Source organism: Microbacterium sp. UBA3394 (assembly GCF_002358725.1).
GTDB lineage: Bacteria > Actinomycetota > Actinomycetes > Actinomycetales > Microbacteriaceae > Microbacterium > Microbacterium luteum.
Genome location: NZ_DEPK01000188.1, coordinates 1 through 19,793, shown reverse-complemented (window position 1 = coordinate 19,793; position 19,793 = coordinate 1). Strand labels below are relative to the sequence as shown.

The window sequence follows — 19,793 nt, the reverse complement described above, 5'->3', positions numbered from 1 at the left end:
TTCTGCCCGACCGCAGGTCAGCGCAGCACGGCGTCGAACGCGGCCACGATGATGTCGTCACCCTCGCCGCGTCGAGGCTCCAGGTGGTGATCGCCGTCGTCGAGCACCACCACCTCGGCGGTGCCTCCTGCCGTGGTCCACGCATCCGCCGTCCGCTGCGCCCACTCCGCCGGAGCGACGTCGTCGGCCGATCCGTGCAGCAGCAGCAACGGCTCGGTCGCTCGGTCGAAGAACGTCGCCGGTGAGATGTCGGCCCAGTACTCCGGGTCCTCGGCCGGCAGGCCGATGCCCTCGGCGGCGAGTTCGTCCGCGAGGTCGGGGTCGTCTTCGGCGACCTGACCCAGGGCCTCACCGAGGTCGGATGCCGGTGCGCTCATCGCGATGACCAGGTCCGACGCGCCCGGCGAGATCACGGCCGCATCCAGAGCGAGAAGACCGCCGAGGGAATGCCCCAGCAGGCCGACGGCATCGGGATCGACGCCGTCGATCTGCCCGCTTCGGGCGATCTCGAGCGCGTTCACGACATCGAGCGCCATGCCCCAGTCGAGCACCGTCGACCAGCCGAAGCCCGGATCGATGGTGAGGTTCGCTGCGGTGTCGGCCGAGTCGGATCCGGCATAGCCGCGCATGTCGGTGGCGAAGACGGCGAATCCGGCGTCGAGCAGCGCTCGCTGTTCCGGGACGAGATCGCGCCCGGTCTCGTAGTCCTCCGGGTCGACGCTGCCGTGCACCACGACGACGATCGGAACCGGTCCGTCCGCGTCGGGGATGCGGAGCACGCCGGTGACGTTCGCGCCGCCACTGTCGTATGACACCTGCACCGCGCTCTCCCCACCGACGGGCTCAGCCGGTTCACCCACGACGAGGTCGGGTGTCGAGCGCTCGCTGTCGATGAGCGTCCGCACAATGCTCGTGTCGACCGGCGGGGTCGTCGGTGCGCTGCTCAGCGTCGGCGTGGGCTCGGGTGGCGGGGTGTCCGCGCACCCGGCCAGAGTCATCACGCTCATCACCGCCCCCACGACGATCGCCCCGCGGACAGCGGTGGCGGGGAATCGCCGCGACCGGCGGCGGAGAGACGTCGGCTGCACAGGGCTGACAGTACCCCCGGGTGGACGGGGCGCCGCCGTCCGTCACATGACGTTTACACGCCGGGGCGGCGATCCGGGCGCGGTGCGGCGCCACCCACCCCACTGACGACCGTCCAGCCGTGGGGAGCTGCTGACGCGTTCTCGGGCTCGGTGCCGGTCGCCGGGGCGTAGCCGTAGTAGTCCTGCGCGCCGCGCCGCCGCGGCGTCTTGTTGAGCACGACCCCGAGCACCCGACCGTTGACGCGCGAGATGTTCTCAAGGGATTTCTCCAGCATCTCGAACGTGCTGCGCCCGGCCGAGACGACGACGAGGGCGCCGTCGGTCGAGGCGCTGAGCACGGCCGCATCGCTGACGAGCAGGGTCGGTGGGGTGTCGATGATGACCAGCCCGTGCGTGGTGAGCATCTCGACCAGCTCTCGCATGCGCTGCGAGCCGAGAACCTCGCTCGGGTTCGGCGGGATGCGCCCGGCCGGCAGCACGAGCAGGTTGCGGTCGGCGCCGACGGTGTGGGCGACATCCTGCACGCGCGCCCGGCCTGAGAGCACGTCGGTGAGGCCGGCGCCCTCCGGCAGCCCGAACAGCCCCGCGACGACGGGGCGCCGGAGATCGGCGTCGACGAAGGCGACGCGCTCGCCGGCGGCGGCGAGGCTCATCGCGAGGTTCGCCGCCGTCGTCGACTTGCCGTCACCGGGCAGGGGACTGGTCACGACGATCGAGCGCGGGGGGTTGTCGACGTCCATGAAGCGCAGGTTGGTGCGCAATTCGCGCATCGCTTCGGTGAGCGCCGTGCGGGGTGCGCGGGCGTCGGGGGTGGCGAACGAGAGCACCTCGCGGTGATTATCGAGGTCGCGCTCGAGGGGGAGGGTGCCCACAACGGATGCGCCGGTCTCGCGCTCGATGTCGTCGGCCGATCGCACCCGGCGGTCGAGCACGCTGCGCAGCACCGCATATCCGATGCCGAGGGCGAGGCCGATGAGCCCGCCGAGCGCGACGTTGAGTTCGATGTTCGGCGATGACGGCGAGGTGGGGAGCACGGCCGAGTCGCCGGGGATGAGGGTGACGGCGGCGGATCCGGGTGTGCCGTCGCCCTCGATCTGGTCGATCGCGGCGGTCATCCCGCGGATCCAGGCCTCGGCGAGGTCGCGGGCCGCCTCGGGAGATGACGCGGTGGCGTCGACGTGGATGACGACGGTGTCGAGGGGGTTCGAGACATCGACGCGATGCACGAGCGATTCGGGGGCGGTTTCCAGTCCGAGCTCGTCGATCGCATACTCCGCAACGACTCGCCACGTGCCCATGTCGAGGTAGGAGGTCACCTTGCTCCGGGCGAGCTGGTCGCCGACGAGCGGCGATCCGCCGCCGGAACTCTGCGCGTACTCCTGCGCGGTGACGTACCCGCTGGTGCTCGCCGTGTACATGCGCGGTTGCAGAAGACTCCATCCGAGCGCGACGGCGAGTCCGAGGATCGTCAGCAGGGCGACGCCCATCCAGTGCGCGCGCAGAATGCGCAGGTAGTCACGGAGTTCCACGAGTCCCCATTCGTGTTTTCCGGCACTCTAGCGTGCCGAACGCGACTCAGCGGGAGGCGGCCTCGGCCCAGTCGTCGAGTTCGCGCTCGCGGAGCGCCTCGATGTCGAGCTGTCGCACAATGCCCGTGGCGACGGCGGCGAGCACGACGAGAGTCAGCAGTACGGCGATCACGGTTCCCTTTCGCATCACGGCCTCCGTGCCGGATGGATGAGAGCGACGGTACAACGCCTTGCCGGCTGTGCCGCCCGCCCACGCGGGGTGCGAGTGGAACGGGATGGAGCAGGCACGGCCTCCAGCATACGTGGTGATTCCTGGACGCCTGCCACGCCTATCGCGGGCTCGTCAAGGTAAATTCGGCGTTTCACCGGGAGAATGTGCCGAGTTCTGACGCAGTGTTCCTCTAGTGTTTCGCGTGCGGCATCTACATCCGACGACCGATTTGGGGCGATCGTGGAACTGTCAGGCATCGGCATGGACCGGCGCACACTCTTGAAGGCCGGCGCGTGGGCGGCACCGGTCATCGTCTCGACGACGGTGGTCCCGGCGATGACGGTCTCACCCACCGTGACACCGTCCACCGCCTCGGTGGACACCGTCGGGGAGTACCCCGCGTTGCGGGTGGAAACCGTCGATGGTGTGCCGCTGCCGAAGGGCACCTACATCTTCTCGGGAACCGGCTTCTCGCCGACGGCGGACACCGTGCAGAGCGACCCGGCTCTGCCGGGAAGCATCTATTACGAGGGCGCCGAGGCGATGGTGACGCTGGGTGACGGCAACTCGCTGTCCTCCTTCACCGTGTACATCGTCACGAGTGCGCTCGGCAGCGACGTCGACCGCACCGCGACCCTCACTGTCTCACTTCCGGCCGATGCGGGCGGCGGCGGTGCGACGGTGGAACTGTTTGAACCTGCGCCGGAGCTCAACACCCCCAGCGGCTTCTTCGGCCCGGACGGCTCCCACTGGCCCGCCCGCACCCCCTGGGTGCATGACGCGTTCGACCACGTGATCGAGGTGGCCGCGGAGTGGAGTGCGATCTCGCAAGCGATCATCACGGCGTCGTCGTTGCCGGTGGATGAGACCGTCAAGATCGCGGTAGCGCCGGGGACCCTGTCGACCGGTCCCGGATGGAACTCCACCGACCCGAACGTGCTGGGTAGGGCCGCGGGCGCGGTGGGGCGATCGACCCGCATGCTCGTCGTCCCGCGCGACGGGTGGGGCACGGTGAACGGCTCCGGCGCGCTCGCCGACGCCGACAGCGGGGGCTATGCCTTCGTCGGATTGAGCGGCGTCGCCTGGATGGGCTTCGATTTCGGCGGACAAGGCGTCATGGTGCGCAACAGCTCGGACTTCGCCATCGGCTGGGGCCGCTTTGGGCGATTGAACGTGACGGGCAATAAGACCGGGAGTGTCTCCGGAGTCGAGCTCGTCGAGTGTGTGCTTCCCGACGTCGTCGACGGCGATACCGACCGCATGGCGTTCCGGGTCGGAGATGACCGCACGATCGATGGTGTTGCGATGCGCGGCTGCTACGTCGGTCCGGCGTACAAGCCAGCCGGGTCGGGCGCACACTCCGATACCCTCCAGACCAGCGGCACCGGACAGGTCAGCAACGTGAGCATCGCGGACTCGATCCTCTTCTCCTCGAGCTCAGCGGTGTTCATGACCCAGCGGTTGAGCGGCGTCGCCCTCTCGCATTCAGCCTTCGTCGGCGGACTGCGGGGCACCGGGCGGTACCCGATCGCGACGGGCCAACACGTGATGACCCAGGAGAACACGCTCTGGGGCGACGAGGATGATGTGACCACCGGTGTGACGGTGGACGGATGCCTGATCCTCGGAAACATCGTGTACTGGCAGTTCGACAGTGTGACCGACACCGTCACAACCGACGTGACTCCGCCGGCGGCCTCGGCCGGAGCGTTCACCGTCGATGTCGCGACGTACGGCGAGCAGGGGGATCTCCTCCCTCAGGAGTGGTACGACGCGAACTGCCCGCTGCCCGACGCGGCGCGGCTCTCGACGGTCTGGTCCGCTCTCGCCTGACGCTGCTGAATATTCACTCTTGTCACACCCGCCCCGCTGGTGTACTTCTTCTTCCAATGGTGTTCGACGACGGTTGGGGCGATCGTGGAGTCAGCGCAGCATTCAGAGAAGACGGGTTGGGGTAGGCGCGACGTCTTTCGCGCCGCGATGCTGGCTGTGCCGGCGTTCGCGGTCGCGCAGGCGGTGATGCCGGGTCGCGCGAACGCGGCGACGATCGATCCCTCGTGCGAGATGCCAACAGACCCAGCGCCGACAGATCCTGTGCCGACGCCGGTACCGGAGTCACCCGCTTCGGCGTCCGGCGCCTACGGCCCGGCCGGGTCGCACTGGCCGGCACGCACGCCCGAGCCGGGCGACGCCTTCGACCTCGTGGTCGAGGTGGAGCCGAACTGGTGGACGATCCAGAACGCGATCGCCGATGCCATCCAGCAGCAGCCGCAGGGCAAGATCAAGATCGCGGTGAAGCCGGGTGTCTTCGACGTCGGGTACGGGGCGGGTTCCACCGACTACGGCGTGCTGCAGAGCATCAACGCGGGCGGGCGCACGTGGCGCGTGCTGGTCGTGCCGCGCGATGGCTGGGGCACGGTGACCGCGAGTGGAACGATCGCTCAGGCGTCCAGTCGGGGCTATGCCTTCGTGAACGTGTCGGGGATCTCGGTCGTCGGCTTCGACTTCAGCGGCCAGGCGGTGCTCGTGCGAGACGCGCAGGACTTCGCGTTGGCGTGGTCGACGGTCGGTCAGCTGAACATCACAGCGAACAATGCGAATACGAGCGGGGTCGAGTTCGTCGAGTGCGTGCTGCCGAATCAGGTCGATGACGATACCGATCGCATGGCGTTCCGCATCGCGAACAACTACTCCATCGACGGCGTCTCGCTTCTCGGATGCTACGTCGCGCCGGCCTACAAAACCGCGGGATCGAGCTCGCACTGCGACACGTTCCAGGCGAGCCGATCGAGCGGGAGTGGCGGGATCCGAAACCTTCTTTTCGAGGACAGCGTGTTCTTTCAGTCCAGCTCGCAGGTGCTGATGATGGAGCGCACGAGCGGGGTGAGCCTCGCGCACTCGGCCTTCATCGGCGGGCTGCGGGGCACCGGGCGCTACCCGATCGGTGCCGGGCGGCATGTGATGACGGCGCAGAACACGCTGTGGGGAAAGACGACAGATCCGGTCACCAATGCGACGGCGTCGGACAGCCTCATCGCGGGTTCGATTCGCGGATGGAACTTCGCGAGCGCATCGAACACGGTGGTCTCGCACAACCCGCCGACGCCGGCGTCGGGCGAGTTCACGGTCGACGACGCGTATGCGGCCGCCGACCAGGCGCTGCCGCAGAGCTGGTACGACGCGAATTGTCCGATGCCCGACGCGGCACGGCTCGCCACCATCTGGGCCGCTCTCTGACGAGAAACACGAGACCCCCGGAAGAATCCGGGGGTCTCGCGCGTGGGTGCCGTGTTGGGACGGCGCCACGGTTTTGCGGGACGACGTTGCCGTCAGCTGGGAATGTTCAGGACGGTGTAGCCGACAAGGGCGACCAGCACCGGCACGATCACGATCATCGCCCACACGGGCAGTCCGCCGACCTCATGGCGCCACCACGGCGTCAGCGGTCGGGACTGCCGCGGCGCATACAGCGTGCGTCGGCGAGCGTTCATGATCCCCCCAGATTGGTGAACGTTCCAGCGTGGCGGCTCAGAGCACCCGCGCCTTCGAGGCTAGCCAGCGGGTGGGCCGTCGACCGATGCCGAACGGCCCAACCCGGCTATTCCTCGACGTTCGCTGCGCGATTGCTGCGCTAAGCGCGATCGATACCGTGCGTCAAGCCCGCCGGTGACGACGCAGCCACACTCCGGCGCCGACAGCCGCGGCACCGAGCGCTCCGAGGCCGAGGGTCCATCCGATCACGCCGCCCGTCGCCGGAAGCTGCCCGGCGGCTGCTGCCGGGGTCGTCGTCGGGTCGGGCGTCGGTGTGTCCGTCGGCGATCCGGTCGGCGACGGGGAGGGCGTGACGGTGGGCGTCGGCGACGGGGTCACCGTAGGCGTAGGTGACGGGGTCACCGTCGGCGTCGGCGTCGGCGTGGGCGTCGGCGTGACGGTCGGTGTGGGAGTCGGGGTCGGGGTCGGGCCGTCGCATCCGATGACGGTGACGCGCGGATCCGCGGTGGTCATTTCGCCGGTCGTCCAGTCGGGCTCTCGGTCGCCGTCTTCGTGGAAGCCCCAGGCGATGGCGGTCGCGCTCGCCGCCAGCTCGCACGAGCAGCCGGGAATCTCGTGGTAGTACGTGCGGCTCTGACCCGCGTCGTACTTCGTGGGACCCCACCGCTTCACGGTGCTGCCGTACGACAGCTCGGCGACCCCCCATGCGGTGACGGACGACAGATTCTGCGAGACGATCGTCGCGGTGGGCGTGTCCTTATCCGTGAAGTCCAGCACCACCGACACCGAGCCGGAGAGGCTGTCTGCGTTGGCCGCTGTGATGGACCAGGTGCTGATCCCGCCGATCACCAGCGCTCCCGCGATCCCAGCCGACAGCAGACGCCGTTGTTTCGTCTTCATGAGTCCCCAACCTCGTATGACGCGGACAACATCACTGCCCGATGCTCCCCCAATGAATGCACCGAACTCCGCTGCCCAACTCTGGAACGTTATCGGTCACGCGACCCCGCCGGGTTACCGTCGCGTTTCCAACGAATTAAGGAGGCGGCGGGTGGCCGCGCGCCCACGTGCCCCAATTCAGGCTGGACGGTGACCGCAAGCCGGTGACTCGGGCGTCTACCCGCGTCTGGACCCCTTCAGCCTGAGTTAGTGCACGGGTGGGTGTGGCGGCCGGGGGCGACCTGAGGAGCGGGCTCGCCCGCGGGCTCGTGTTCGCCCGCATGTTCCGGCGGGCACGTGCACCAACTCAGGCTGGATGCGGCTCACGGCCAGTGATTCGGGCCTCCAGCCCGATCCGACCCGCGCCATCCTGAGTTAGGGCGCGGTTCGCGGCGGCACCCGGCTTGTCACGCAGTATGCGGATGGAACGCTGCGGAGCGGCTAGCGGATGCCGACGTGGAAGCGGACGTCGTCGCTGCGGTGAAGAGCGCTGTAACGCTCGAAGGGAACGCCGTCGCCGTCCCAGGCGACGGACTCGATGGACAGCACCGGTTGCCCGGCCTCGAGTTCGAGGAGTTCCGCGTCGGCGGCCGAGGGTACGACGGCGCTGATCCACCGGTCGGCGCCGACCGGTTCGACGCCGAAGTTGCGTCGGAGGTGTTCGTAGAGCGAGCGGTTGACGAGATTCGCGCGCACCAGGGTGGGGAAGCGGCTGGCCGGCAGCACGGTGTCGACGAGAAGCCATGGGGTGCCATCAACGCGGCGCAGTCGGCGCAGTCGAACGACCGGGTCGCCGACGTCGAGCCGTAACGCGGCGGCGTCCCCGTCGTCTGCCTCGGTGGTGACGAATTCCAGCACCCGGGTGGTGACCGAGCGGCCGGCTGCGGTGAGGTCTGCGGCGGAGCCGCTCATCGATCCGATGAACTTCAGATCGGGGCGCTGGGGCGAGACGAACGATCCGCGTGCCCGCACCTTGTAGATCAGGCCGGTACGCACCAGCTCCGCCAGTGCCTCGCGGACGACCGTCCGAGAGACGCCGAAGCGGTCGATCAGCTCGGACTCCGAGGGAAGCGCCTGGTCGGGGAGCAGTCTCCCGGTCTGGATCTCTTCGCGAAGATGCCGTGCGAGCTGCTGCCAGAGCGGGGCCTCCGCCGACCGGTCAAGCGTCGCGGGAGACGACGTCGTCGACATCTGGGACCCCCTTCGTGCCACCCCTGTGGCGGTCACAGCGTACCAATCGCGCGATTGACACGACCCGCTTCGCTCTCTATGGTGATCATCACCAACTCATCATGTCATACTCATCATGACAAGTGCCCGGATCGCTGACGGAGTGAAGACGGGAATGGGTCGGTCCGCGCAGAACAGCAGCGCAATCCCGCAAAGAAGCGAACCAGGAGAAGAGACGATGAAGTTCACCAAGACCCGCCGCGCATGGGGCGCGGCTGCCGCGGCCGCAACGGCGGCACTCGTGTTGGCCGGCTGTGCCGGAACGGCCGCAACAGGCGACGACGCGAGCGCGGAAGGCGAGCCCGAGGGGCTGAGCGTCGCGCTCTCGAACGGCTTCGTCAACGGATGGCGCCTGACCCTGATCGACAAGTTCGAGACCGCCGCCGAGGAGTTGAAGTCCGAGGGCATCGTCTCGGAGTACTCCGTCGTCAACGCCCCCGGCGAGAACAGTGCGACCGAACAGGCCTCGCAGATTCGCAGCCTCATGCTGGAGAACCCCGACGTGCTGATGGTGATCCCGGCGTCGTCGACGGCCCTCGTTCCGGTGATCGAGGAGGCCTGCACCGCAGGCATCAACGTCATCATCCTCGACGCCGACATGGACACCAGCTGCGGCACGGTCGTGCGCAACGATTACGGCCAGTGGGGTGAGGATTCCCTCATGCCGGCCCTGGAGGCGATCGGCGGCGAAGGGAACATCGTCATCAACCGCGGTGTCATCGGCTCCCAGCCGGAGGAGGCGTTCCACGCTCGCCAGCTGGAGATCCTCGAGGACTACCCCGACGTCACGGTCTCGGCCGAGGTGAACGGATACTGCGACTCGGCCACCGCGCAGAAGGAGATCGTCGCGATCCTCGGCTCGCTGCCGGAGATCGCCGCGGTGCCGGGGTGCATCGGCGGGATGGGTGTCGTGCAGGCCTTCGAGTCCGCCGGCCGTGAAGCCCCCGTCGTGGTCTTCGACACCGATGGCAAGTCGCTGGAGTTCTGGCAGAAGAGCGGCATCGACAACGGATCGTTCGCCGCGCTGACCGACCCCGGCCAGGTCGTCGCCGCCCTCTATGTGGCTGTCGCGAAGGAGCGCGGCGAGGAGGTCCCCGAGCAGGTCGTGCTGCCCCTCGTGCAGGTGACGCAGGACAACCTCTCCACCTGGGTGGACCAGCTCGGCACCGACGAGTACGCCGCCAACCCGTGGGATGAGGCGTCTACGCAGGCCGCGATCGAGGCCCTGCTGAACGGCGAAGTCGTCCAGGCGCCGGTCGTCGAGTAAACCCCCGGCCGACCAGTTCGAAGGAGAACCCGGATGACAGCTGCGGTGAAGAACCCCATCGGCGTCGCCGCCGAGACGCACGAGGTCGTGCTCGCCGCCGACGGCGTCACGAAGACGTACGGAAGCACCACGGCCCTCTCGGGCATCGACATCGCGATCGATCGCGGGGAGATCCTCGGACTGGTCGGCCACAACGGCGCCGGCAAGAGCACCCTGATGCGTGTGCTCGCCGGGCGTGAACAGCCCGACGCCGGTCGTGTCACCTGGCACACCGGTGGCGCATGGACGCAGAAGACCGCCGCGGATGCGGGTGTGCGCATGATCTATCAGGAACTGGCGCTGTGCCCCGACCTCACCGTCGCCGAGAACATCGCCCTGTCGGACCCTTCCGCGCGGGGATGGTCGTGGCGCAGACGTGCCGAACGCGGCGTCGTCGATGTGCTCGACTCTGTTTTCCCCGGCCACGGGGTGAGCATCGTGCGTCGAACGAGCGACCTCTCGATGGCGCAGCGCCAGATGGTCGAGATCGCGCGTGCCCTCTGCACCCCCCATCTGTCGATGCTCATCCTCGACGAGCCGACGGAGTCGTTGAGCGTCAACGCCACCCGGCAGCTCTACGCGCACCTGCGACGACTGACCGAACAGGGCGTGAGCATGGTGCTGATCTCCCACCGCATGCAGGAGGTCCTCAGTGCGGCTGACCGCATCGCCGTCATGAAGGACGGCCGAATCGTCGACGTGGTCGCCGCGAGGCAGACCGATGAGGATGCGCTGCTCACCGCCATGGGCGGCGAGGTGCGTGCCGACACCGCGACGATGCGGCGCGTCACCGCCGATGGTGACGCGGACCTGCGCGCCGACGGCACCGTTGCGCGGCTGACCGGCGCCGGACACGATGACTTCTCGGTGCAGGCGGGGGAGATCGTCGGCCTCGCGGGCCTCGCCGGTCATGGGCAGGACGCGCTGCTGGCGCGTCTGTGGACCAACGCGCGCGGCGCGACCGTCGCGAGGCGGCGCGCGTACGTGCCGGGTGATCGCCAGTCCAGCGGCATCTTCCCGCTCTGGAGCGTCGCCGACAACCTCACCGTGTCGGCCACCCGCCGTCTGGCCGTCGGTGGGGTGATCCGCTCGACCCAGAAGCGTCGCCTCGCCGCGGAGTGGGTCGACCGCCTGCGTGTCAAGGGTGGGGCGAGGGCGCCCATCACCTCCCTCTCTGGAGGGAACCAGCAGAAGGTGCTCGTCGCCCGCGCCTTCGCCACAGACGCTGCCCTGGTTCTCCTCGACGACCCGTTCCGCGGCGTCGATGTCAGTACCAAGAACGAGCTCTACGCGCTCATGCGCGTCGAGGCGTCCCGCGGCCGATCCATCGTCTGGTACTCGACCGAGAACAGCGAGATGGCTCACTGCGACCGGGTCTACGTCTTCCGGTCGGGTCGGATCGTCAGCGAACTGACGGGCGACGAGATCACCGAAGACCGCATCATCGCCGACTCGTTCGGGGACGCGCACACCCCGGAGCCGACACGATGACCACCTCAGACACCACCCGCGCAGCGCTTGCGACGTCCGCGAACCCGACCTCGCGTGATCGGCTGCGTGCCAGCGCCGTGAACGGCTCGCCCGCCCTGCTGGCGCTCGTCGCGCTGATCGCGATCTTCGCGATCACGGCGACCCTGCAACCGGGCATCCTCAGTGTGCCCGGCCTCACCCTCATGCTCATGTCATCGGTGCCGCTGGTCTTCGCGGCGCAGGCGCAGATGGTCATCATGAGCGTCGGCGACATCGACCTGAGCGTGGGGAGCCTGGTGAGCCTGGTCACGGTGATCGCCGCGACCGTGCTGGCTGATACGCCCCTCGTCGCGCTCGCCGTCTTCGTCGCGATCATCGCCGTCTATGCGGTTCTTGCCGTCGTGGTGCAGCGCTGGTCGGTGCCCTCGATCATCATCACGCTCGGCATGTCGTTCGTGTGGCTCGGAATCGGCCTGCAGATCCTCCCCACGCCGGGTGGACAGACCCCCGAGTGGATGGCAGCCCTGTCGCAGTGGCGCCCGACCTGGTTCCCTGCGCCGATCGTCTTCATCGTCATTGCGACGGTCATCGGGTGGTACGTCGCCCGTCGCGCGCGGATCGGCACCCGGTTCCGCGCGCTGGGGTCGCAATCGCCCACACTCGAGAAGGCAGGAGTGTCGCTGGTCGGGACGCGCATCGCCGCGTATGCCATCGCGGCGGTGCTGATGATCCTGTCCGGACTGATGCTTGCGTCGCAGACGTGGTCGGGCGACATCAACTCGGCGGGGGAGTACACCCTCATGACGATCGCCGCGGTGATCCTCGGCGGCGGCACCTTCTCCGGCGGGCGGGCGCTTCCGATCGGTACCACCCTGGGCGCGGTCACGCTCGGCCTCATCACCGTGCTGCTCAGCCTCATCAACCTCCCTTCCAGTCTGCAGTCGGCCGCGCAGGGCGTGATCGTCATCGCCGTGCTCGCCGGTCGCATCATCACCGAAAAGGTGGCGCGATGAACGCCTCACTCACCCCCTCATCCTCCGCGCGCCGTTCGTTCCCGTGGCCCCCGTGGGGCTGGTCACTCCTCGGTGTGCTCGCGGTGTGGGCTTTCACCGTCGCGGTTCGCCCCGGCGCGCCCCTGGACCCGCTTGCCGGAGCCTTCTCGCTCGCGCCCTTCCTCGTGCTCGTCGCACTCGGACAGATGCTGGTCATCACGCTTGGGCCGGGCAACATCGACGTTTCGGTGGGAACCGTGATTTCGATGACCTCCTACGTATCGGTGGCCGTCGGGGCGACCGCAGGTCCCATCGCGGGGCTGGTCGCCGGTTTCGGTGCGGGGCTGCTGGCCGGGATGATCAGTGTGCTCGCGATCCTGGTGCTGCGGGTGCCCCCGATCATCGCCACCCTTGCCACGAGCCTGATCGTCACCAGCGCGACGCTGCTCTTGGCGGCGGAGGCGCGCGGCGGCGCCGATCCGGCGCTGCGCGGCTTCGTCAACGCGAAGGTCTTCGGTCTGCCCGTCATCGCCATCCTCGTGGCCGTGCTCACGGTCGTGATCTGGTTCGTGCTGCGTCACACGCGGCTCGGGGTGTCGATCATCGCCGTCGGGCAGAGCGAGCGCGCCGCCGAACGGGCGGGCCTCAAGGTGGCTGTGGTCACCGCGACCGCCTACCTGCAGAGCGCCGGATTCGCCGGACTGGTCGGCGGCCTGCTGGCTGCGTACATCTCACCGAGCACGGTGCTCGGCACGTCCTACATGCTCGACTCGATCGCGGTGGTCGTGATCGGAGGCACCCTCATCTCGGGAGGGCGCCCGGTGCCGGTCGGCGCGTGGACCGGTGCGCTGTTCTTCGTGCTGCTGTCGGGCCTGCTCAACCTCGTCGGCTGGTCGGTCGGTGCTCAGAACGTGCTCAAGGGGGTGCTCGTGGTGCTGGTCGTGGTGATCGCCTCCGCGACCACCGGCACCGGCCGAACCACATGGCGTCGACTGCGCGCGTCCCTGCGCCCCGGTGCCTCCGCCGACACCTCGTCCCCCGACACCTCATCCACCGAAAAGAAGGAGACCATCCATGGCTGACCTCGACGACCTCCGCGAAGGAACCGACTACTCCGGCGCCGCCTCGACCGAGCGCGGGTTCCATCTGAAGGGCCTGTCGGGCCAGGACTGGGGGCTTCGCGCCCGCATGTCGCGCGTGTTCGATCCGACGGACGGCAAGACCGTCATGCTGGCTTTCGACCACGGCTACTTCCAAGGCCCCACGTCGGGACTTGAGCGCCTCGATCGCTCGATCCTGCCGCTCGTGCCGCAGGCCGATGCCCTCATGTGCACGCGGGGCGCGCTGCGCACCACGATCCCCGCCGACAACGGGAAGGGCGTCGTGCTCCGCGCGTCCGGCGGTCCCAGCGTGTTGAAGGAGCTGTCGGATGAAGAGCTCGCCGTCTCGATCGACGACGCCGTTCGGCTGGATGCGGCGGCACTGGCCGTGCAGGTCTTCGTCGGTGGGGAGAACGAGACCAAGTCGATCAAGAACATGACCACCCTGGTGGATCAGGGTCAGGCCGCCGGGATCCCCGTGCTCGCCGTCACCGCGGTCGGCCGTGACATGGTGCGCGATGCCCGGTACTTCCGTCTCGCGACCCGCATCAGCGCCGAGCTCGGGGCCTCCTTCGTGAAGACCTACTACGTCGAGGACGGGTTCGAGACGGTCACGAGCGCCTGCCCCGTGCCGATCGTGATCGCCGGCGGCAAGAAGGTGGAAGAGAAGGAAGCGCTCCGTGTCGCGTACCGGGCGATCCAAGAGGGCGCGGCCGGCGTTGACATGGGGAGGAACGTCTTCCAGTCGGAGTCCCCGGCGGCGATGCTGTCGGCTGTCCGCGGTGTCGTGCACGACGGTCTCACCCCCGACGAGGCCTTCGACCTCTTCGAGACCCTCTCTCATTGATCGACCCGGTGGGCGTCCTCAGCGGGGGCGCCCACCCCTTCCAAGGAACACCATGCCCACACTGCGTACCTACGCCGCGCCGACGACGGCCGACGTCATCGTCATCGGCGCCGGCATCAACGGTCTCGCGATCGCCCGTGAGGCCGCCCGTCGGGGCCTGCATGTCGTCATGATCGACAAGGACGACATCGCGGCTCGCACGTCGGCGATCTCGACTCGCCTCATCCACGGCGGGCTGAAGTACCTCGAGCGGTTCGAGATTCCGCTGGTGTACGAGTCCATCCGTGAGCGAAACATTCTGTTGCGGACGGCCCCGCACCTCGTGCGGCCGTACCCGATGCTGATTCCGTTCTCGAGGCAGGCGTCGCGCCCGGGGTGGATGCTCTCGTGCGGGCTGATGCTGCACGACGTGTTGTCGCTGGGTAAGCGTCTGCCCCTCAACCGCATCGTCTTCTCCGGCAGGCTGAAGCGCGAGTGGCCGTCGGTAGCGAAGGGCGGCGTGACCTGGGGCGGGCTGTTCCAAGATGCTCATGTGCCGGTCACGGAGCGGTTCGCGATCGAGCTCGCCGTCGACGCCGCACGTCACGGCACGACGGTGCTGACCCACACGCCGGTGACGGAGCTGCTTCGTGAGGGCGGTCGGATCACCGGAGTCGCGTACCAGGATCGTGAGACGGGGGAGCGGCGTGAGGTGCGGGCGCCGGTCGTGGTGAACTGCGCCGGCCCCTGGGTCGACGAGGTTCTCAACCTCTCCGGTGAGCACGCGCGCCGGATCGGACCGACCAAGGGCAGCCATCTCGTTGTGGATCCGTTCCCCGGCGCCCCCGACACGTGCATCTTCTTCGAGTCTCCCGACGACCACCGGCCGATGTTCGTGTTGCCCTGGTGGGACGGCAAGTACATGATCGGCACGACAGACCTGCCGTATGACGCGTCGATCGAGGAGGTCGTCGTTGACGACGAGGAGATCGACTACCTCCTGCGGGCGGTGAACGGGCTGTTGCCGCAGGCGAAGCTCACTCCCGGCGATGTGCTCTGGTCGTACTCGGGCGTGCGACCCTTGCCGTACGTAGCCGATCTCGACAACCCGGCTTCGGTCACTCGCGACAGCGAGATCATCGACCACACCGGCGACGCGGCCGGACTCATGACCGTGATCGGCGGCAAATACACGACGCACCGCGCCTTGGGCGAGGATGTCCTGCGCCACGTCGAGAAGGCGCTCGGGCTGGATCACCTGCCCTCCTCGACGCGTCAGGCGCTCTTCCCTGGAACGCCGGCGGCACCGCTCGCGCGGTTCCGCAAGACCTTCGTCTCGCGCAGCGTCCTGCCCGACAGGTCGGCGACCCGCCTCGCCGACCTCTACGGTGCGCAGGCGCATGTGATCGAGTCGCTCGTCGTCGCCGATCCCGCGCTCGCCGAGGTCATCGACGACGAGACCGGGGCGGTCGCGGCCGAGGTGGTGCACGCGGTGCGCGAGGAAGGCGCGGTCACCCTCGAAGACGTGTTGCTGCGCCGCACCGCGATCGCGTTGAACAGCGACGTCGCGCTCGCGGCCGCGCCGCGGGCAGCTGCCGTGCTCGTCGCGCACGCGGATTGGGAGCCCACGCGTGCCGATGCCGAACTGGCGCGCTACCGTGAATCGGTTCGCCGCTTCCGCCCGAGGGCGCTGGCTGCGGAGCACGTCACATCGCCGTGAGAAAAGAAGTGGGATCAATGAAGATCTGTGTGATCGGGATCGACGTCGGCCTGACCTCCGCGAAGGCGGCCGCTTTCGATGAGCGTGGCGACGAGATCCGGACGGTATCGGCGCCGAATCCGCGCGTGGCGGTCTCGCGTGAGCGGCAGGAGGTCGACATGGACGGCCTGTGGGACGTCGTCGCGGACGTGATGGTCGACCTCACCGCCGACCTGCTGCGCGACGGGTGGACGATCGGTGCCGTGGGCGCGACCGGACATGGCAACGGGCTCTATCTCGTGGATGAAGACCTCCGGCCCGTGCGCACCGCCATCGCTTCGACCGACAGCCGGGCCGAGGGTGTCGTCGCGGGTCTCGACGCCGACCAGGTCGAGCGGGTTCGCCGGATGACCGGGTCGATGCCGTGGGCTGCGCAGCCCGGTGTGCTGTTGCGGTGGCTCCGCGAGAACGAACCGGAGACGATCGCCCGTGCCCGGTGGGCGCTGACCTGCAAGGACTGGCTGACCGTGTGTCTGACAGGTACGCCGAGCGCTGACTTGTCCGATTCGTCGGGGTGCGGCCTGGTGAACCTCGAGACGCGCGACTACGAACCTGCCGTCATCGAGATGCTTGGGCTCCCCGCAGATACGGCGCGATTGTTCCCGCCCCTTCGTCGAAGCGACGAGGTGGTGGGCCAGGTGACCGAGGCGGCCTCGCGGGCAACGGGCCTCCCGGTCGGCACCCCTGTCGTAGCGGGATGCATGGACTGCGTCGCGAGCCCCCTCGGTGCGGGGTCTGCCGGTCTCGGCGATGTCACCGTGATCGTCGGAACATGGGCGATCAACAGTGTGGTGGTGCCCTCGCACATCGAGCCGCCCCGGGTGACGATCAACGCGCTGCTGCCCGAACCGGGCGCGATGCTCGCGATGGAGGTCGCGCCGACGTCCGCCGCGAGTATCGAATGGGCTTCGCACCTGCTCGGTGCACGATCGACGGTTCCGGTCACCCCGCGTGACCTGCTCGAGGCGGCGGAAGACGCAGAGCCCCTCGCCGACGGGCTCATCTTCCTGCCGTTCATCCATGGTGCCCCTGAGCATCTCGGGGCTTCGGGGACTTTCCTCGGTATCAAGGACTGCCACCGGTTCCCGCACGTTGCGCGGGCGGTCGCGGAGGGCATTACGCAGTATCACCGTTTGCAGCTCGACAAGGTGCGCGCGAGCGGGGCGACCGTCTCCGACAAGCCGTGGACGCTTGCCGGCGGCGGGGCGAAGAACCCTATCTGGGCTCAGATGTTCGCCGACATCGTCGGCCGGCCGATGCGTCGCCAGCTCGGCACGGAACTCGGCGCCCGCGGGGTTGCGCTCCTCGCCGCACGCGGGATCGGACAGGATGTCGCGGGGTGGCGCTCCGACCCCGACCCTGCCCTGGTGGTCTCACCGGGCGAGTGCCGGGAGGCGTACTGCGCACAGGCGCAGATCTTCGATCGTTCGATCGCGGCCATGGGTGCCGTGTGGGAGGCGTGTGCATGACCGTGACCATGGGGCCCGATGTCGAGGAGGCGCTTGCCGAGATCGTCCGGGTCAGCCGCGACCTGGGATCTGATCCGTCGCTCGTGCTGCACGGCGGGGGGAACACCTCCATCAAGGCCACCGGCCGAGACATCACCGGTGACGCGGTCGACCTGGTGATGGTGAAGGGGAGCGGGTGGAACCTGGGAACAATTGAAGCGGCCGGGTTCGCGCCGTTGCGTCGGGAGCGTCTCGCGGAACTGCTGCAGCTCGATGAGCTCGACGACCCCGCGATGGTCAACGAACTGCGTCAGGCCTCGCTCGATGCGACCGCCCCGACGGCGTCGATCGAGGCGCTGCTGCACGCCTACCTTCCGGGCCGCGTCGTCCTCCACTCGCACGCCGATGCCATCGTGGCCCTCACCAATCGCGACGTCTCGGCGGCGGAGATCGCCGACGCCCTCGGTGACGGCCTCCTGGTGTTGCCCTACGTGATGCCCGGGTTCCCCCTCGCGCGACTGATCGCGCGGACGGACGTGACCGGGGTCGATGCGATCGTGCTGCGCAACCACGGGCTGTTCACGTTCGGCGATGATCCGGATGCCGTCCTCCGTCGCCACCGGGACATCGTCGCCCGAGCTGGTGCAGTCGCCGGAGTGAACGATTGGGGTGTCGACGGGGAGTCGATCGCGCGCCGAGGCGTGGCGATCGCCGTTGCAACTCTCCGCCGCGAGATCAGCGATGCCGCCGGCTTCCCGATGCACGTGCGGCAGTCGACGTCGTCACGCGCGGACGCCTTCAGCCGCCGGGATGACGTCGCCGCGCGGTCGACCCGCGGCACGGCGACGCCGGAGCACGTGCTGTATACGAAGCGCGAGCCCATGGTCGGTCGCGATGTGGCCGGCTATGCCGATGCCTATCGTGCTTACGTCCAGCTCAACGCCCCTCGCGCGAAGACGTCGGTCGTTGAGCTCGATCCCGCACCCCGGGTGATCCACGACGCCGAGTTGGGGTTCCTGGTCGCCGGCGAGACGGTGAAGGCAATGCGGGTCACTCATGACGTGGCACTGCACACAATGGACATCGTCGATGCGGCGGACGGTCTGGGCGGGTATCGCTCCCTCGACCCGGGCGAGACGTTCGACATCGAGTACTGGTCGCTCGAGCAGGCCAAGCTTGCCGGGCGCACACGCCGGCCGCTCACAGGCGAGGTCGCGATCGTCACCGGCGCGGCCTCGGGCATCGGTCGCGCCGTCGCGGAGCGACTGCTGACTGACGGGGCGGCCGTGGTGGGTGTGGACCTGAACCCCGACACCGCAGAAGCCTTCGATGATGAGGCGTGGCGCGGGGTCGTCGGGGATGTGAGCGACGGGCAGGTGCTCGAGGCTGCGGTCGATCGCGCGGTGCGGGACTTCGGTGGTGTCGATATGGTCGTCATCGCCGCCGGGATCTTCCTGCCCAGTCAGCCCATCGGCGAACTCGACGACGGCGCGTGGGAGCGTGCGTTCCGGGTGAACGTCACCGCACCCGCGCGGCTTCTGCGCGCGACGCAGCCCTACCTCGCGCTCGCCCCTCGAGGGGGCCGGGTGGTGCTGGTGTCGACGAAGAACGTCGCCGCTCCCGGCCCGGGTGTGGCGGCATACTCGGCGAGCAAGGCCGCCGCGGCGCAGCTGGCACGGGTGGCGGCATTGGAGTGGGCAGAGCAGGGTATTCGTGTGAATCAGGTCGAGCCGGATGCGGTGTTCGACACCGCGATCTGGACACCGGAGCTCCTCGAAGCCCGCGCGGCGCACTACGGGCTCACCGTGGACGAGTACCGCACCCGCAACCTGTTGCACGTCGAGGTGACCAGTGCCACCGTCGCCGAGGCGGTCGCGGCGTTCTGTGAGTCCTTTTCCGCCACGACCGGTGCACACCTCAGTGTCGACGGCGGCAACGACCGCGTGATCTGACGGCCAGACCCACGCTGGCTGTTCAGCCTTTCAGGTATGTCCGCAGCGCGTGATCGGCTTCTGGCGGCTCGAAGGCGATCTCTGCAAGACCTGACAGGGACAGGAGACTGTTCGCCGGTCGGGGTGCGACCGGTCCCGTCGACGCCGCGTAGTACTCGCTCGTCGTCGTGGGTGTGACGCGGTCGGGGTCGTGGCCGGTGATCTCGAAGACACGGCGTGCGATCTCGTACCAGGTCATCGGCTCGCCGCCGTTGGTGACGTTGTAGATGCCGTACTCGGGCCGCACTGTCAGGAGGTGCTGGATGGCGTCGGCGATGGTGGTCGTGAAGGTGAGCCGGCCGGTCTGATCGCTCACGACCGACGGACTAACTCCGCGTTGGGCGAGTGAGGTCATGGTGCGGATGAAGTTGTTGCCGTCTCCGATGACCCAGCTGGTGCGGATGATGTAGTG

17 protein-coding genes are annotated in these 19,793 nt (G+C 68.5%); 10 read left to right on the top strand and 7 right to left on the bottom strand.

Going from position 1 to position 19,793, the window contains the following annotated elements:
• Nucleotides 1-17: 17 nt before the first annotated feature.
• The 3 genes from B4E30_RS11260 to B4E30_RS11250 are packed head-to-tail and all read right to left on the bottom strand — an operon-like array spanning nt 18 to nt 2,804.
• Nucleotides 18-1,088 carry an alpha/beta hydrolase family protein gene (locus tag B4E30_RS11260; RefSeq protein WP_286795360.1) on the bottom strand — a complete coding sequence of 357 codons (1,071 nt, stop codon included), beginning with the start codon at nt 1,086-1,088 and terminating at the stop codon, nt 18-20.
• A 53-nt stretch (nt 1,089-1,141) separates the two neighbouring features.
• Nucleotides 1,142-2,617: a polysaccharide biosynthesis tyrosine autokinase gene (locus B4E30_RS11255; RefSeq protein ID WP_286720329.1), complete on the bottom strand. Its 1,476-nt coding sequence runs from the start codon at nt 2,615-2,617 to the stop codon at nt 1,142-1,144.
• Nucleotides 2,618-2,663: 46 nt separating this feature from the next.
• Nucleotides 2,664-2,804 (bottom strand): hypothetical protein, encoded by a 141-nt coding sequence (locus B4E30_RS11250; RefSeq protein ID WP_286795359.1) that lies wholly within the window; start codon nt 2,802-2,804, stop codon nt 2,664-2,666.
• Between the two features lie 285 nt (nt 2,805-3,089).
• On the opposite strand from B4E30_RS11250, the gene B4E30_RS11245 reads away from it, so the two are divergent.
• Together B4E30_RS11245 and B4E30_RS11240 are read left to right on the top strand one after the other, a co-directional pair.
• The gene (locus B4E30_RS11245; RefSeq protein WP_286795358.1) at nt 3,090-4,661 is read left to right on the top strand and encodes a hypothetical protein; all 1,572 of its coding nucleotides are present in this window, start codon (nt 3,090-3,092) and stop codon (nt 4,659-4,661) included.
• A 261-nt stretch (nt 4,662-4,922) separates the two neighbouring features.
• Complete coding sequence (locus B4E30_RS11240) at nt 4,923-6,065, top strand: hypothetical protein (RefSeq protein WP_286795357.1); 1,143 nt, start codon at nt 4,923-4,925, stop codon at nt 6,063-6,065.
• Nucleotides 6,066-6,157: 92 nt separating this feature from the next.
• Here B4E30_RS11240 and B4E30_RS11235 read toward each other — a convergent pair whose 3' ends face one another.
• From B4E30_RS11235 to B4E30_RS11225, 3 genes are all read right to left on the bottom strand, one after another.
• A complete protein-coding gene (locus B4E30_RS11235) occupies nt 6,158-6,319 on the bottom strand; it encodes a hypothetical protein (RefSeq protein ID WP_286795356.1) in 162 nt (53 codons plus the stop codon).
• A 163-nt stretch (nt 6,320-6,482) separates the two neighbouring features.
• A complete protein-coding gene (locus B4E30_RS11230) occupies nt 6,483-7,220 on the bottom strand; it encodes a hypothetical protein (RefSeq protein WP_286795355.1) in 738 nt (245 codons plus the stop codon).
• 480 nt (nt 7,221-7,700) lie between these two features.
• Entirely contained in the window at nt 7,701-8,450 is a 750-nt protein-coding gene (locus B4E30_RS11225) for a GntR family transcriptional regulator (RefSeq protein ID WP_286795354.1), read from the bottom strand.
• A 217-nt stretch (nt 8,451-8,667) separates the two neighbouring features.
• On the opposite strand from B4E30_RS11225, the gene B4E30_RS11220 reads away from it, so the two are divergent.
• From B4E30_RS11220 to B4E30_RS11185, 8 genes are read left to right on the top strand one after another with little or no spacing between them, the layout of a single operon-like run.
• Nucleotides 8,668-9,756 (top strand): substrate-binding domain-containing protein, encoded by a 1,089-nt coding sequence (locus tag B4E30_RS11220; protein WP_286795353.1) that lies wholly within the window; start codon nt 8,668-8,670, stop codon nt 9,754-9,756.
• A 33-nt stretch (nt 9,757-9,789) separates the two neighbouring features.
• Nucleotides 9,790-11,286: a sugar ABC transporter ATP-binding protein gene (locus B4E30_RS11215; RefSeq protein ID WP_286795352.1), complete on the top strand. Its 1,497-nt coding sequence runs from the start codon at nt 9,790-9,792 to the stop codon at nt 11,284-11,286.
• A complete protein-coding gene (locus B4E30_RS11210) occupies nt 11,283-12,278 on the top strand; it encodes an ABC transporter permease (protein ID WP_286795351.1) in 996 nt (331 codons plus the stop codon). The genes B4E30_RS11215 and B4E30_RS11210 overlap by 4 nt, the downstream gene beginning before the upstream one ends.
• Nucleotides 12,275-13,339 carry an ABC transporter permease gene (locus B4E30_RS11205; protein ID WP_286795350.1) on the top strand — a complete coding sequence of 355 codons (1,065 nt, stop codon included), beginning with the start codon at nt 12,275-12,277 and terminating at the stop codon, nt 13,337-13,339. Before B4E30_RS11210 ends, B4E30_RS11205 begins: the two co-directional genes overlap by 4 nt.
• A complete protein-coding gene (lsrF, locus tag B4E30_RS11200; RefSeq protein ID WP_286795349.1) occupies nt 13,332-14,204 on the top strand; it encodes a 3-hydroxy-5-phosphonooxypentane-2,4-dione thiolase in 873 nt (290 codons plus the stop codon). The genes B4E30_RS11205 and lsrF overlap by 8 nt, the downstream gene beginning before the upstream one ends.
• Nucleotides 14,205-14,256: 52 nt before the next feature.
• Nucleotides 14,257-15,903 carry a glycerol-3-phosphate dehydrogenase/oxidase gene (locus B4E30_RS11195; RefSeq protein ID WP_286795348.1) on the top strand — a complete coding sequence of 549 codons (1,647 nt, stop codon included), beginning with the start codon at nt 14,257-14,259 and terminating at the stop codon, nt 15,901-15,903.
• Between the two features lie 17 nt (nt 15,904-15,920).
• The gene (locus B4E30_RS11190) at nt 15,921-17,411 is read left to right on the top strand and encodes an FGGY-family carbohydrate kinase (RefSeq protein ID WP_286795347.1); all 1,491 of its coding nucleotides are present in this window, start codon (nt 15,921-15,923) and stop codon (nt 17,409-17,411) included.
• Nucleotides 17,408-19,342, top strand: coding sequence for an SDR family NAD(P)-dependent oxidoreductase (locus B4E30_RS11185; RefSeq protein WP_286795346.1), 1,935 nt, complete (start codon nt 17,408-17,410; stop codon nt 19,340-19,342). Before B4E30_RS11190 ends, B4E30_RS11185 begins: the two co-directional genes overlap by 4 nt.
• Nucleotides 19,343-19,364: 22 nt before the next feature.
• Here the strand turns inward: B4E30_RS11185 and B4E30_RS11180 are convergent.
• On the bottom strand, nt 19,365-19,793 hold a 429-nt coding region (locus B4E30_RS11180), incomplete at its 5' end, for an SDR family oxidoreductase (protein ID WP_286795345.1).

Bases quoted from the DNA above. Each gene is read 5' to 3' on its own strand.
- B4E30_RS11250 (WP_286795359.1), bottom strand. From the start codon at position 2,804: ATGCGAAAGGGAACCGTGATCGCCGTACTGCTGACTCTCGTCGTGCTC.
- B4E30_RS11245 (WP_286795358.1), top strand. From the start codon at position 3,090: ATGGACCGGCGCACACTCTTGAAGGCCGGCGCGTGGGCGGCACCGGTC.
- B4E30_RS11235 (WP_286795356.1), bottom strand. From the start codon at position 6,319: ATGAACGCTCGCCGACGCACGCTGTATGCGCCGCGGCAGTCCCGACCG.
- B4E30_RS11230 (WP_286795355.1), bottom strand. From the start codon at position 7,220: ATGAAGACGAAACAACGGCGTCTGCTGTCGGCTGGGATCGCGGGAGCG.
- B4E30_RS11225 (WP_286795354.1), bottom strand. From the start codon at position 8,450: ATGTCGACGACGTCGTCTCCCGCGACGCTTGACCGGTCGGCGGAGGCC.
- B4E30_RS11220 (WP_286795353.1), top strand. From the start codon at position 8,668: ATGAAGTTCACCAAGACCCGCCGCGCATGGGGCGCGGCTGCCGCGGCC.
- B4E30_RS11215 (WP_286795352.1), top strand. From the start codon at position 9,790: ATGACAGCTGCGGTGAAGAACCCCATCGGCGTCGCCGCCGAGACGCAC.
- B4E30_RS11210 (WP_286795351.1), top strand. From the start codon at position 11,283: ATGACCACCTCAGACACCACCCGCGCAGCGCTTGCGACGTCCGCGAAC.
- B4E30_RS11205 (WP_286795350.1), top strand. From the start codon at position 12,275: ATGAACGCCTCACTCACCCCCTCATCCTCCGCGCGCCGTTCGTTCCCG.
- lsrF (WP_286795349.1), top strand. From the start codon at position 13,332: ATGGCTGACCTCGACGACCTCCGCGAAGGAACCGACTACTCCGGCGCC.
- B4E30_RS11195 (WP_286795348.1), top strand. From the start codon at position 14,257: ATGCCCACACTGCGTACCTACGCCGCGCCGACGACGGCCGACGTCATC.
- B4E30_RS11190 (WP_286795347.1), top strand. From the start codon at position 15,921: ATGAAGATCTGTGTGATCGGGATCGACGTCGGCCTGACCTCCGCGAAG.
- B4E30_RS11185 (WP_286795346.1), top strand. From the start codon at position 17,408: ATGACCGTGACCATGGGGCCCGATGTCGAGGAGGCGCTTGCCGAGATC.